We start from the raw sequence: 13149 nt of genomic DNA on the forward strand, positions 1-13149 counted from the left end.
CGGCCGCGTCAGCCCACCCAGAGCTGAAACAGTAGGCCGGCGGCAAACGAGCCGGCGAGCGCCAGGGCGAGGTAGAGCAGGAAAACGCGCAGCTTCACCAGCGCGAAGACGGCGATCGCAGCGGGCAGCGAGGTAACGCCGCCGGCGACCAGGAAGGCGAGACCGGCGCCGGGCGCCATGCCCTGGCCGATGAGGCCGCCGACCAGCGGTAGCGCGGCGTAGCCGTTCAGGTAGGCGGGTACGCCGACCAGAGTTGCCGAGACGATGGGCAGCAGGCCCTCGCCGCCGAGCGCCGAGGCGACCCACTCCGCCGGCACGTAGGCCAGCATCAGGCTCTCGATGAGGAAGGCGAGCGTCAGCCACTTGGCGAGGAACAGCGTCGTCTTCCAGCCCTCGCGCGCGAACTTGGCGACCCGGGCGTCCTCCTGCCAGAAACGCCACACGACCGGCTTGGCACTGCGCACCTTGGCGCCGCCGCAGCCGCCGTTGCCGACGCCCTCGCGCAGGGGTTCGGCGAGCCCGCCCGCACGCATCAGCCCCAAGGTGGCGAAGCCGCCGAAGAGGCCGAGACCCACGGCGGCGAGCGTCTTGGCGACGGCGAACTCGCCGCCCAGCACGCCTGTGGTGAGGACGAACATGGAAGGATCCATCACCGGCGAGGCGAGCCAGAAGGCCATGACGGCAGAGAGCGGCACGCCCATGGCGAGCAGCGCGGCGATCAAGGGAATCACACCGCAGGAGCAGAAGGGTGAGAGGCCGCCTGCCAGCGCCGCCAGCAGGATCATCAAGGCCGGCGAGCCGGTGAAGGCGCGGGCGATGAGGTTGTCGGCGCCCGAGGCCCCGGCATAGGCGGCGATGCCGATGGAGAGCAGCAGGTAGGGCGCGGTGTGCAGCAGCGCATCCAAAGTGAAGGTCGCGCTGGCACTGCCCTGGGCCGGGTCGGCGGCGAAGGTCAGCGCCAGGATGACGGCCGCGGCGAGCCAGACGCGGGCGTCGCCCCAGGCAAAGCGGACGGCCTCCATCCCGAAGCTGCGGGCGCGCAGGGCAAGTTCGGTCATCGCGACACCTCTAGGTTTCTAGTTTTTTCAAGCCAAAGAAAAACGCTCGTCCCCCTCACGCCGCCGCCTCCCCTGCTGAGATCTCTTGGGAAAGGCTGACGCCGGCGCAGCATTTGTCGGTGAGGAACCCGACGGTGCGCCGCATGGCGTCGTAGTCGGCGCGGTTCACCACCTCGCGGCCCTGACGCTCCTGGATCACCAATCCGGCGGCAACCAGGGTGGAGAGATGATGGGCCAGGGTCGAGGCCGGCATCTTCAGGTGGGTGGCGATCTCGCCCACGTTCAGCCCGTCTTCTCCCGCACGCACCAGCAGGCGGTAGATGGCGAGACGCGCCTCGTGGCCTAGGGCGGCAAGGGCGCGGGCGATGGCGGCGTTCTGTGACATGGCAAAACTATATAACTAGATTTATAGTTTTGTCAAGCGACCCGGACCACCCGGTGTCATACGCCTGCCATGCAACTTTCGTAAGCTGGCCGCAAGACGTCGCTCAACAGATTGATATTACAGAAATCGCCCAGCGGCGCGGAAGCCTGCGGCGGTACAAGGTTAAGAACTGCGACGGCAGTGTGCATTTCATGATGGGACTTGCGGGAAACCCCGCGCCGTGGAAACTTCTCGCGCACTTGCCGCATTGCTGATGAAGCAGGACCACCGCCCGCAACGACGGACGGTGCTGAAAAACAAGCATTGAGCCCAAGAGGAATTGCCCTTCTATCTGTCCGCCGCGCGAGTGCGGCACAAGGAAGGAGCCTTCGTCCATGCTCGACATCAGCCCGCGCGGCGCCATCACCCGATCAGCCGACCGTCTCGATCCGCCTCCAGCGGCGTGGCGCCGCGAGGCCGCAGCCGGTGAAGTCAGTCTCGAGCGCCATAACGCGTTACGGGACGCGGCCGATTGCCTGAACACATTGCGCGTGAACCAGCCGCCGGCACCGGCGCAGGCGCCGCAGCAGCTGCGCATCGCCGCCTGGAACCTGGAGCGTTGCCGCCACGTCGGGGAATCCGCCCGGCTGCTGAAGCGCGCCGGCGCCGACATCTGCCTGTTGAGCGAGATGGACCTGGGCATGGCGCGCAGCGGCAACCGCGATACCGCCGCCGAGCTCGCCGCCGCGCTGGACATGGGCCACGCCTACGGCGTCGAGTTCATTGAGCTGGATCACGGCGACGCCCGCGAAGCGGCGGCCCACGGCGAAACGCCGAACGCGGCCGGCCTGCACGGCAATGCCATCGCCAGCCGCTTTGCCATCGACCGCGCGGCGATGCTGCCGCTGGATAACGGCGGCTTGTGGTTCGCCGGCGACGCCAAGGGCCGCCAGCGCCGCATCGGCGGGCGCATGGCGCTGGCCGTGCGCCACCTGCTGCCACAGCCGCTGTGGGTGGTGGCGGTGCACTTCGAAAGCCGTATGGACCCACTGGACCGCGACCGCGAAGCGCGGGTACTGCTGAGCCACGTCGGCGCGCTCTGCGGCGACGAGGCGGTGCTCCTCGGCGGCGATTTCAACTGCAAGTCCATCAAGGAGAACGGCCTGCTGGGCGAGCAGGTGCTGAAGACGCCGCAGGACACTGAGCCGATGTTCAGCCGCCTGGCCGAGGCCGGCTTCGACTGGTGGCACAGCAACAGCCCCGGCGTGACGACCCGGCGCCACCCCTGGCAGGACCCGGCCGAGCCGCGCCGCAAGCTGGACTGGTTCTTCTCGCGGGGTCTGACCTGCCACGATCCGCGGGTCGTCGCGGCGGCCGACCGCAGCCAGGGCAACCTCTCCGACCACGAACTGATCCTCGTCAGCGTCGACCTGTAGGGCCGGGGAGACCCGGGGAGACCCAGGGGCTATTGGGCCACGGGTGCGGCGCCCTTTTCCTGCGCCGCGCGGCGCGCCGCCAGGCTTTGCATGCTGCCCTGGTAGGCGATGTAGTACTTGAAGATGTTGCTGACGTAGCGCACCGGCTCGCGACCGACATCCTTGGCCACGACGTACTCCACGTTGTGGAACCAGCGGTTCGGGTCGTAGCCCTGCGCCGCCGCCTTCTCTCGCAGCTTGGCGATGCGGTTGGGCCCTGCATTGTAGGAGGCCAGGGCGAAGAGGCCGCGGTTCAACGCATCGAGTTCGTCCGGATGTATATAGTTGTCGAGCATGAAGCGCATGTACTTCGTGCCGGCATGCACGTTGTTCTCGATGGTGCTGATGTCCTTGATCCCGACGCTGGGATCGGCGGCGGTGGCCGGCAGCACCTGCATGATGCCGACGGCCCCGGCCTTTGACTTCACGCTCTGGTCGAGGCCGGATTCCTGATAGGCCTGGGCGATCAGCAACAGCCAGTCGAAATCGTAGGTCTCGGCGTACTGCTGGAATACCGGCGCGGTGTCGTGGAAGCGGTCGAGGCCGTCTTCGGAAAGGGCCTTGCCGACCCACTTGGTGGAACCGAAATAACGCTTGATGAGGATGTTGCCGAGCTGGGTGCCTTTCTTCGAGGTTTTCACGAAGTCGTTCAGCGCCGCCGCGAGCTGCGGACTGTCCTTGCGGATCGCCCAGGCGATCTGGCCACCCTGGCGCAGCGGCACGGCCTCGTGGATCTGCAGGTTATCCAGCACGCCGGTCCAGAAGTCGACCTGATGGCGGTCGACCACCACGGCGGGAATCATCTCTCCGTTGACCATTTCGAGCAGGTCCTCGTCGTCGAGCAGTTCGTTAGCCTCGACGATCACGGCCGGCTTCTGACCGGCGGCCTTGAGCCGCTCGTTCAGCGCCAGCAGGCTCTCGTGGTAGCTGCTGGAAGGGCGCACGGAGATCTCACGGCCAGCAAGGTCGGCTTCCGTCGCGATCGCCGCCGCCGACTTCGGCGTCACCACCACTTCGCTCACGTCGCTATAGAGCGGGTCGGTGAAGTCGACGGCGCCCAGCCGACCCTCGGTGATCGTCAGGTTGCCGGCGGCGATGTCGCCGTATCCCTCGGCGACGCCGGAGATCAGGCGGTCGAAGGGCGTCGGAATGATCGCGACCTCGACGCGCAACGCCTTGGTCTTCAGCTTCTTGTTGAGCTGTTCCTCGAAGGCGCGGGAAAACTCGTAGGTAATGCCGCGCTGGGTCGCCCCGTCCAGGAAGTAGAAGGTCTTGCTGTAGGGCACCAACATGCGGATCACCCGGCGCTCGACCATTTCGTCGAGATCGCCGGTCCAGGGCTTCAGGGCCGGCAGCGGCCCGGATTGTGCCAGGGCCGCCGGTATCGGCATCAGTCCGGCGGCGCCAAAGGCGGCGAGCAACAGCGCGGCCAGCGGCGCACAAAGCCTACGACTGAACAGGGTACCCACCAGCACAGACATCCGCCGTCTCCTCAGGCCCGCATATGCCTTCAGCTTAGCAGACGTCTAATCAATTTGATAATCCGTGAAGATGGCTATTTGGGCTGTACTTCCGTCCCCGAGACTGTCTTTGCTTGCTCCACGAACCTCAAAAGGCAGGACCTTCGCCCATGCTCGCCGTCAATCCGGAACTCTTCGCCGGCTTCCTCTTCGCCGTCGTCGTGCTGATCCTCATGCCGGGGCCGATCGTCACCCTGGTGATCGCCAATTCCCTGGCCTACGGGCAGCGCACCGGTCTGGCCACCGTCGCCGGATCGAGCAGCGGCAACGCCCTGCTGGTCGCCGCCGGGGCGCTGGGGCTCACCACCCTGCTGGCGCTGGCGGCCGAGCTGTTCGAGGTGCTGCGCTGGGCCGGCGTCGCCTACCTGGTCTACCTGGGCGTCCGGCAGTGGCGCCTGGTGTTCAGCGCCGGTGCCATGCCGACCATGCCGGCCATGCCGTCGCGCCGCGGCGTTTTCTGGCAGGGCGTGCTGGTGGCCGTCACCAACCCCAAGACAATCTTCTTCTACGCTGCCTTCTTCCCGCAGTTCATCGACCCGGCGCTGGCGATCGGCCCGCAGCTGGTCGCCATGTCCATCGCCATGGTGGTGATCGCGACCGCGCTGGACAGCGGCTACGCCTTGCTGGCCGGGCGGGTGCGCGGACTCTTCGCCTCGGCGCGCGCCAACCGGGTGCGCCACGGCATCACCGGCACGCTGCTGCTGGGGACGGGCCTGGGCTTGGCGCTGGCGCGGCGCTAGCAGGCTGCTGAAACAGGACGATAGAGCGCTTGGCCATCCTTCGAGACAACCCCTTGCGGGGCTTCCTCAGGATGAGGTTTTTGATTTAATATCAATAGGGTAACCTCATGCTGAAGAGGCGCGAAGCGCCGTCTCGAAGCATCTGTGCGCCGATCGAGCGACTTTTTCCGCACCCTGCTAGGGTAGAGGCCGACCGGGCGGGCCGAAATCCTGCCAGCGGTCGCCCCATACAATAATCTCGTACCCACCGCCCCGCTCGACGGGTTCGGTATCAAAATCGAGCGCAATCCCGTCGCGACCGTCATGACTTACCGCAAAGACGGTATCTCCATCAAAATCCAGTAGATCCAGCGCTTTGATCCAAAAGGCAGAGATCCGCAGTTCGATTCCACCCATAAACCAGTGGTGAGACAAAAACACGAAGCATTGCGCATCAGGGCAACCTAACTGAACGTCGCTAAGGATCGACTTCAGGTCACTCCGATCCGCTCGCCCGGATCGAAATTTCGGCGGAATACCTTTTTGCAGCTGGTCATAAAGACTGACCGACTTTTCAAGCTGCATGTATCGCGGCTTAACGATCCCGCAGGCTATCGCCAGGTCACGCTCGAAAGCCACCAATGCCATCTTCCGCTGGTTTCGGATAAGGGGTAGTCGCAGGCGGGACACAGGACTTCCTGAAGTCTAATGGACCAGTGATCGCTCACTACATATCTGAACATCGACCATAGTCATCGAATTTTGCGTTACAAACGGCTGCAGTGCGGGAGCAGCGAAAAAAACCACCCCCAGGGGGTACATCGTTTCGAATTTGACGCGAATTCAGGGCAATTTGTCGCGGCCGCTCCCGGGAAATCGCTGGCATCCCCCCGATCCGCGGGTTTAAGGTCCCGGGCATGAAAACTGTCATGTTCATCCTCGTGCTGATCGCCATGTTCGTCACCCTCGGGGTGCTGGCCACCGGCATTATCGGCATGGCGCGCGGCGGCGAGTTCAACGCCAAGTACGGCAACAAGCTGATGCGCGCCCGCGTGATCGCTCAGGGCGTCGCCCTGGCGCTGTTCGCCATCGCCGTCCTCGTCGGCAGCCAGGACTGACCACCCCTAGGGCCCGAGGCCAGAAAGCGACGTCCGGCGGCATGGTCAAGCTCACGCGCATCTACACCAAAGGCGGCGACAAAGGTAAGACGGCGCTGGGCAGCGGCAAGCGCGTGGTAAAGCACCACCCGCGTGTCGCAGCCTACGGCACGGTCGACGAAACCAATGCCGCCGTCGGCCTCGCCCGGCTGCACACAGCGACGCTGGACGATCCGGAGATCGACGCCATCCTGGGACGCGTGCAGAACGATCTCTTCGACCTCGGCGCCGACCTGGCGACGCCCGAAGTGGAGAACCCGGAGTTTCCGCCGCTGCGCATCGTGGCCGAGCAGGTCGAGCGCCTGGAGCGCGAGATCGACCGCCTGAACGCCGAACTCGCCCCGCTGAACTCTTTCGTGCTGCCCGGCGGCAGCGCCGCCGCAGCTTACCTGCACCTGGCGCGCACCGTGGCGCGCCGTGCCGAGCGCGAAATCACCGAACTGGCCGAAAGCGACACGATCAACCCCCAGGCCATCCGCTATATCAACCGCCTCTCCGACCTGTTCTTCGTCATGAGCCGCAGCGTGAACGACCGCGGCGCCGGCGACGTGCTGTGGGAGCCGGGGGCGACCCGCGGCGGCAAGTAGCCGTGACGCGGACGGGCCGGCGGGCGGCGCTGGCAAGCAGGCTGCAAAGCGGCGGAAACCCTAGGGTTGGGGCGGTCTGGTGGCGTTGACAGTATACAGCCATGCTCCTATTGTGCGGCTGCGAGATAGGCAGCTAAGTTTCCGTATGTCCGGCGCCCGGGGGTTCTGCGCAACGATCTTGCGCGGCCGTTGGCGGCGGATTCTTTGACAGCATCAAGAAAAAGGGTGGTCGCAGGGTTGCGATGAAAGTTCTCGTTCCGATCAAGCGCGTCATCGACGCCAACGTGAAGGTCCGCGTAAAGGCGGATAAGACCGGGGTGGAAACGGCCAACGTGAAGATGGCCATGAATCCCTTCTGCGAAATCGCCGTCGAGGAGGCCGTGCGCCTGAAAGAGGCCGGCACCGCGACCGAGGTGATCGTGGTCTCCGCTGGCTCCGCCCAGGCGCAGGAGACCCTGCGCACGGGCCTGGCCATGGGCGCCGACCGCGGCATCCTGATCCAGTGCGAGGGCGACCCGGAGCCGCTGGCCGTCGCCAAGCTGTTGAAGGCAGTGGTCGAGAAGGAAGGCCCTGAACTGGTCATCCTGGGCAAGCAGGCCGTCGACAACGACAACAACCAGACCGGCCAGATGCTGGCCGCGCTGCTCGGCTGGCCACAGGGCACCTTCATCTCCAAGATCGAGAAGGGCGGCGCCGGCTTCGCCATCACCCGCGAGGTCGACGGCGGCCTGGAAAAGCTGGAACTCAAGACGCCGGCGGTGGTCACCACCGACCTGCGCCTCAACGAGCCGCGCTACGCCTCGCTGCCCAACATCATGAAGGCGAAGAAAAAGCCGATCGACACCATGACGCCGGCCGACCTGGGCGTCGACGTCAGCCCGCGCCTGACCATCGTCGCGGTGAACGAACCGCCGGCGCGCCAGGCGGGTGTCAAGGTCGCCTCCGTCGCCGAACTGGTCGATAAACTGCGTAACGAAGCGAAGGTGATCTGATGTCCACGCTGATCGTCGCCGAGCACGACAACGCGGACGTCAAGCCCGCCACGCTCAACGCCGTCACCGCCGCACAGCAATTGCCCGGCGAGACCCACATCCTGGTGGCCGGTGCCGGCTGCGACGCCGCCGCGCAAGCCGCCGCGAAGATTCCCGGTGTCGACAAGGTGCTGAAGGCCGACGACACGGCCTACGACCACCACCTGGCCGAAAACCTGGCGCCGCTGGTGGCCAAGCTTTCTTCCGGCTACAGCCACGTGATCGCCGCCGCGACGACGTCGGGCAAGAACGTGATGCCGCGCGCAGCTGCACTGATGGATGTGCAGCAGATCTCCGATGTCTCGGCCATCGAGGGCGAGGACACCTTCGTGCGCCCGATCTACGCCGGCAACGCGCTGGCCACGGTCAAATCGTCCGACAAGGTGAAGGTGCTGACCATCCGCGCCACGGCCTTCGACGCCGCCGCGGCCGAGGGCGGCTCGGCCGCCGTCGAGGCGGTCGAGGGCACCGGCGACACGGGCCTGACCGTCTTCAAGGGCCAGGAGCTCACCAAGTCCGAGCGGCCTGAGCTCACCACCGCCGGCATCGTCATCTCCGGCGGCCGCGGCATGCAGAGCGGCGACAACTTCGTCATGCTGGAGCGCGTCGCCGACAAGCTGGGCGCCGCCGTCGGCGCCAGCCGCGCGGCGGTCGACGCGGGCTTCGTGCCCAACGACTACCAGGTCGGCCAGACCGGCAAGGTGGTCGCACCCGACCTCTACATCGCCATCGGCATCTCCGGCGCCATCCAGCATCTGGCGGGCATGAAGGACTCCAAGGTCATCGTCGCCATCAACAAGGACGAGGAGGCGCCGATCTTCCAGGTCGCCGACTACGGCCTGGTGGCCGACCTCTTCGAGGCGGTTCCCGAATTGGAAAAAGAACTGGGTTGAGGCGGTCGCGTCGTGGGGACGCCGGTCGAACCTGGTTTCGTGAGAGCAAAGGTATCTTGAACCACATGGCACAACAGGACGCGCCCGCCCCGGGCCTGACCGAGATCAAGTCCATCGGCGTCATCGGCGCCGGACAGATGGGCAGCGGCATCGCGCACGTCTGTGCCCTGGCCGGTTATGACGTGAAGATCTCCGATGTTTCCGCCGAGGCGGCGAAGAAGGCGATCAATATCATCACCAAGAACATGGATCGCCAGGTCAAGCGCGAGAAGATCAGCGAGGCGGACAAGCAGGCCGCGCTGAAGCGGATCTCCACCGGCACTGGCCTGGAGATGTTCGCCGATTCGGACATTGTGATCGAAGCGGCAAGCGAGAACGAGGAGGTCAAGCGGGAGATCTTCAAGGCGCTCTGTCCGATGCTGAAGCCCTCGGCCATCATCTGCTCCAACACCTCGTCGATCTCCATCACCCGGCTCGCCTCCGTCACCGATCGCCCGGCGAAGTTCATGGGCATGCACTTCATGAACCCGGTGCCGCTGATGCAGCTGGTCGAGTTGATCCGCGGCATCGCCACCGACGAGCCGACCTTCGAGACGGTACGCCAGCTCTCCGACCGGCTCGGCAAGACGACGGCGACGGCGGAAGATTTTCCGGCCTTCATCGTGAACCGCATCCTGCTGCCGATGATCAACGAGGCGGTCTACACCCTCTACGAGGGCGTTGGCTCGGTGGCCTCCATCGACACCGCGATGAAGCTCGGCGCCAACCATCCGATGGGCCCGCTGGAACTGGCCGACTTCATCGGTCTCGACACCTGTCTGTCGATCATGTCGGTGCTCTACGACGGCCTCGCCGACAGCAAGTACCGGCCCTGTCCGCTGCTGGTGAAGTACGTCGAGGCCGGCTGGCTCGGCAAGAAGGTCGGCCGCGGCTTCTACGACTATTCCACGGACACACCCGTCCCGACGCGGTAGGTCGGTCGATCAGGCTCCTACAACAGCGGTCGCCGTCGCGCCGGCGGCACTTCCCGCGCTAGCGGCGGACATACTCGAAGGTCTCGCCTTCGGCGCCTTCGTACTTGATCTTCAGCAGCTCGCCGCCCGGTCCGTACCAGAGGTCGCGGTCGATCTCGCCCGTCAGCTTGTAGTGCTCGGCCTCGATCTCGCCGCCCTTGGCTTCGATGGTTTCTTTGCCCAGCAAATCGCTACGCACGCGATAGACGCTGTCGCTGGCCGCCGAGAACAGCTTGCCGGCGGTCAGGCGGTCCTTGCTCCACAGGCTGTCGACCTTCACCGGCCCGGCGATTTCCTCTTCGGTGCCATTTACCGTGCGGCTGTAGTGACCCTCCTTGCGCACGATGGATATCTCGTATTCCTGCCCGTCGTCGTTGGTGATGCCGGCCAGCGATTCCAGCGTGCCGTCGCGCCAACGTTCGACGCGCTTGTGCTCGTAGCGGAACAGGGTGACGAAGGCGAAGGACACCGACATGGCGGTCTCCACCGAGACCTTTAGAGTGTCGTCGTCCTGGGGCTCGAAGACCAGGCGGTGCTCACCGACCTTGCTGCCGTCGCGCAGCACGTCGAAGACCACCGGCGAGTCGGGCGGCGGCACGGCGGCTTCCTGGGCCACCTGCCTGTCCGCCTGCTGCGCGGCAGCGGGGAGGCCCACGGCGGCCAGCAGCGGCGGCCCGAAAAGCAGGGCAGCGATCACCACGGCGGCGGGCGGCACCACCCGAAGGCGGCGCAGAAAGAAGCCCGAAGAAGCGGGAAATGCAGGCGATACGGCGGAATCCATGGTCAGGACCTCCCTCACGGGACAGCGGCGAACCAATACGTCTGCGAACGGCTATCTTGGCGGGAGACGGCCGGGCTCACAAGCGTGCCGTGCATTCGGCTTGTGATATTTGCGTAATTCAACCGGAAGTGTTCGTAACATCAGCCTGGGGGGCGCCCTCCGGCGCGTCGTTGCCTTGGCCTTTCAGATAGTGGCGCATGAAGTCGAGCGCCTCCGGCGAATCCCACTGCGCCGGCCCGACCAAGCCGGCCCGCACCTGTCCCGCACGGTCGATGACGAAGCTGGTCGGCAGGCCTTTCAAGGCGAACTGGCGGGCCAGCACCCCCTTGGGGTCGAGGTAAACCGGCAGACGCTGGAGATCGAGGCGGGCGAGGAAGGGCGCCACCACGCCGGAGCCGCCGCGATCCTGGGAGATCGCCAATACGGCAAAGCCCTCGTCCTTCAGGGCGGCATGCAGGCGCTCCAGGCTCGGCATCTCTTCCACGCAGGGCGCACACCAGGTGGCCCAGAAATTCACCAGGACCACCTGGCCGCGAAAGTCGTCAAGGTTCGCCGTTTCGCCGTTCAGGCTCTGAAAGGCCGCGCTCGGCGCTGGCACCGGCGGGTTCGAGAAGGTAAAGTTCTCGGCAAACGGGCCCTTTGGGGCCGAGGGCGCGCCCCCGGACGCTGCCGATTGCCCCTGCGCCGGCCCCTGCTGGGCCGCCACCGGGCCGGCGGCTAACACCAGCGCGGCAAGCCCGACGGCCGCGAGGGTTTTTCTTATGACCCCTTCTATATCGAGCATGGACGCGAGAGCCTCCTAAGGGCCGAATGAACGCAAAGACCGGACAACTGCCTGCGGACGATGCAGGTGCCAATACCATGTGGGGCGGACGCTTCGCCGCCGGCCCGGCCGAGGTGATGGAGCAGATCAACGCCTCCATCGGCTTCGACCGGCGACTCTACGCCCAGGACATCGCGGGGTCCAAGGCACACTGCGTCATGCTGGTCCACCAGCGCATCATCAGCCAGGAAGACGGCGCGGCCATCCTGTCAGGCCTGGACACCATCCTGGCAGAGATCGAGGCTGGCGACTTTCAGTTCAAGACCAGCCTGGAAGACATTCACATGAACGTGGAGGCGCGCCTCAGCGCGCTGATCGGCGAGCCGGCCGGCCGGCTGCACACCGCGCGCTCGCGCAACGACCAGGTGGCGACCGACGTGCGCCTGTGGACGCGCGACGCCGTCGACCGCCTGGAAGCGGCCCTGCGCGAGTTGCAGGCGGCGCTGATCGCCCAGGCCGAGGCCGAGGCCGACACCGTCATGCCCGGCTACACCCACCTGCAGGCCGCGCAGCCGGTGACCTTCGGCCACCACATGCTGGCCTACGTGGAGATGCTGGGGCGCGACCGCGGCCGCCTGCAGGACTGCCGCAAGCGCATGAACGAATCGCCGCTGGGCGCCGCCGCGCTGGCCGGCACCTCCTTCGACATTGACCGGGCGGCGACCGCCTCGACGCTCAGCTTCGACCGGCCCATGGCCAACTCCATCGACGCGGTCTCGGATCGGGACTACGTGCTGGAGTTCCTTTCCGCCGGCGCCATCATCGCCATGCACCTCTCACGGCTGTCCGAGGAGATCGTGCTGTGGTGCTCGGCCGGCTTCCGCTTCGTGCAGCTCTCGGATGCCTTCACCACCGGCAGTTCGATCATGCCGCAGAAGCGCAATCCCGATGCCGCCGAGCTGATTCGCGGCAAGGCGGGCCGCGTGATCGGCGCCCTGGCGAGCCTTCTGATCGTCATGAAGGGACTGCCGCTCAGCTACGGCAAGGACATGCAGGAGGACAAGGAGCCACTGTTCGACGCCGCCGACACCCTGCAGCTCTGCGTCACCGCGATGACCGGCATGATCGCCGACATGAAAGCGGACCGCGCCGCGCTGAAGGCGGCGACCGCCCACGGCTTCCTCACCGCAACCGATCTCGCCGACTGGCTGGTGCGGGTGCTCGGCATGCCGTTCCGCCAGGCCCACCACGTCACCGGCAGCATCGTGAAGCTGGCCGAGGAGCGCGGCTGCGGTCTGGAGGATCTGCCGCTGGCCGAGATGCAGAAGGTCGAACCCGGCATCACCGAGGACATTTTTTCCGTGCTCTCCGTCGAGAACGCCGTCGCCAGCCGCCTGAGCACCGGCGGCACCGCGCCGGCACGGGTGCGCGAGGCCGTCGCCGCCGCCAAGGAGCGTTTCCTATGATCCCGAGTGCACTCGGCCGAAGCCCGCGTCTGCTGCTGACCGCCGTTCTCGCCGGGGGCCTGCTGTTCGGCCTTGCGGCCTGCGGCAAGAAAGGCTCGCCCAAACCGCCCGAGGACCAGGAGGATCAGTACACCTACCCGCAGGACTATCCGGCGCCCTCCACCGTGGTCCCGAACGGCCAGGCGCAGCCGGAGGAGAACGCGGGGCCGCTGTCGATCTTCAACGACGACAACCGCACCAAGACGAAAACCTACTGAGATTGCGCCGTTGCGCGCGGCCGGGAGATCCGGGCCGCTGCGCTGCGGCGGGAAGAATGCAGGAG

General features: G+C 66.1%; 15 protein-coding genes. 9 read left to right on the top strand and 6 right to left on the bottom strand.

The window, feature by feature from the left end:
• Positions 1-8 precede the first annotated feature (8 nt).
• Positions 9-1058: a permease gene (locus WDC82_RS03645; protein WP_340115893.1), complete on the bottom strand. Its 1050-nt coding sequence runs from the start codon at positions 1056-1058 to the stop codon at positions 9-11.
• 55 nt (positions 1059-1113) lie between these two features.
• A complete protein-coding gene (locus tag WDC82_RS03650) occupies positions 1114-1443 on the bottom strand; it encodes a metalloregulator ArsR/SmtB family transcription factor (RefSeq protein ID WP_340115894.1) in 330 nt (109 codons plus the stop codon).
• Between the two features lie 374 nt (positions 1444-1817).
• Here WDC82_RS03650 and WDC82_RS03655 point away from each other — a divergent pair, with 374 nt between their 5' ends.
• The gene (locus WDC82_RS03655; protein WP_340115895.1) at positions 1818-2858 is read left to right on the top strand and encodes an endonuclease/exonuclease/phosphatase family protein; all 1041 of its coding nucleotides are present in this window, start codon (positions 1818-1820) and stop codon (positions 2856-2858) included.
• A gap of 29 nt (positions 2859-2887) precedes the next feature.
• Here WDC82_RS03655 and WDC82_RS03660 read toward each other — a convergent pair whose 3' ends face one another.
• On the bottom strand, positions 2888-4378 hold the full coding sequence (locus WDC82_RS03660) for a lytic transglycosylase F (RefSeq protein WP_340115896.1): 1491 nt from the start codon (positions 4376-4378) through the stop codon (positions 2888-2890).
• Positions 4379-4527: 149 nt separating this feature from the next.
• Here WDC82_RS03660 and WDC82_RS03665 point away from each other — a divergent pair, with 149 nt between their 5' ends.
• Entirely contained in the window at positions 4528-5157 is a 630-nt protein-coding gene (locus tag WDC82_RS03665; protein WP_340115897.1) for a LysE family transporter, read from the top strand.
• Between the two features lie 177 nt (positions 5158-5334).
• On the opposite strand, the gene WDC82_RS03670 is transcribed toward WDC82_RS03665, so the two are convergent.
• Positions 5335-5775: a hypothetical protein gene (locus tag WDC82_RS03670; RefSeq protein WP_340115898.1), complete on the bottom strand. Its 441-nt coding sequence runs from the start codon at positions 5773-5775 to the stop codon at positions 5335-5337.
• A 278-nt stretch (positions 5776-6053) separates the two neighbouring features.
• On the opposite strand from WDC82_RS03670, the gene WDC82_RS03675 reads away from it, so the two are divergent.
• The 5 genes from WDC82_RS03675 to WDC82_RS03695 all read left to right on the top strand — a co-directional run bounded on the left by WDC82_RS03675 (position 6054) and on the right by WDC82_RS03695 (position 9778).
• A complete protein-coding gene (locus WDC82_RS03675) occupies positions 6054-6254 on the top strand; it encodes a twin transmembrane helix small protein (protein WP_340115899.1) in 201 nt (66 codons plus the stop codon).
• A gap of 41 nt (positions 6255-6295) precedes the next feature.
• Complete coding sequence (locus WDC82_RS03680; protein WP_340115900.1) at positions 6296-6880, top strand: cob(I)yrinic acid a,c-diamide adenosyltransferase; 585 nt, start codon at positions 6296-6298, stop codon at positions 6878-6880.
• Positions 6881-7122: 242 nt separating this feature from the next.
• A complete protein-coding gene (locus tag WDC82_RS03685; RefSeq protein WP_340115901.1) occupies positions 7123-7872 on the top strand; it encodes an electron transfer flavoprotein subunit beta/FixA family protein in 750 nt (249 codons plus the stop codon).
• A complete protein-coding gene (locus tag WDC82_RS03690) occupies positions 7872-8804 on the top strand; it encodes an FAD-binding protein (protein WP_340115902.1) in 933 nt (310 codons plus the stop codon). Before WDC82_RS03685 ends, WDC82_RS03690 begins: the two co-directional genes overlap by 1 nt.
• Positions 8805-8869: 65 nt before the next feature.
• Complete coding sequence (locus WDC82_RS03695) at positions 8870-9778, top strand: 3-hydroxybutyryl-CoA dehydrogenase (protein ID WP_370661525.1); 909 nt, start codon at positions 8870-8872, stop codon at positions 9776-9778.
• Positions 9779-9836: 58 nt separating this feature from the next.
• Here the strand turns inward: WDC82_RS03695 and WDC82_RS03700 are convergent, their stop codons facing one another.
• Positions 9837-10598 (bottom strand): DUF6134 family protein, encoded by a 762-nt coding sequence (locus WDC82_RS03700; RefSeq protein WP_340115903.1) that lies wholly within the window; start codon positions 10596-10598, stop codon positions 9837-9839.
• A gap of 118 nt (positions 10599-10716) precedes the next feature.
• The gene (locus WDC82_RS03705; protein WP_340115904.1) at positions 10717-11196 is read right to left on the bottom strand and encodes a TlpA disulfide reductase family protein; all 480 of its coding nucleotides are present in this window, start codon (positions 11194-11196) and stop codon (positions 10717-10719) included.
• Positions 11197-11408: 212 nt separating this feature from the next.
• On the opposite strand from WDC82_RS03705, the gene argH reads away from it, so the two are divergent.
• The gene (gene argH, locus WDC82_RS03710; protein WP_340115905.1) at positions 11409-12827 is read left to right on the top strand and encodes an argininosuccinate lyase; all 1419 of its coding nucleotides are present in this window, start codon (positions 11409-11411) and stop codon (positions 12825-12827) included.
• The gene (locus tag WDC82_RS03715; RefSeq protein ID WP_340115906.1) at positions 12824-13084 is read left to right on the top strand and encodes a hypothetical protein; all 261 of its coding nucleotides are present in this window, start codon (positions 12824-12826) and stop codon (positions 13082-13084) included. The genes argH and WDC82_RS03715 overlap by 4 nt, the downstream gene beginning before the upstream one ends.
• Positions 13085-13149: the final 65 nt, after the last annotated feature.

The sequence above is a fragment of the Pelagibius sp. 7325 genome (assembly GCF_037652055.1).
GTDB lineage: Bacteria > Pseudomonadota > Alphaproteobacteria > Kiloniellales > Kiloniellaceae > Pelagibius.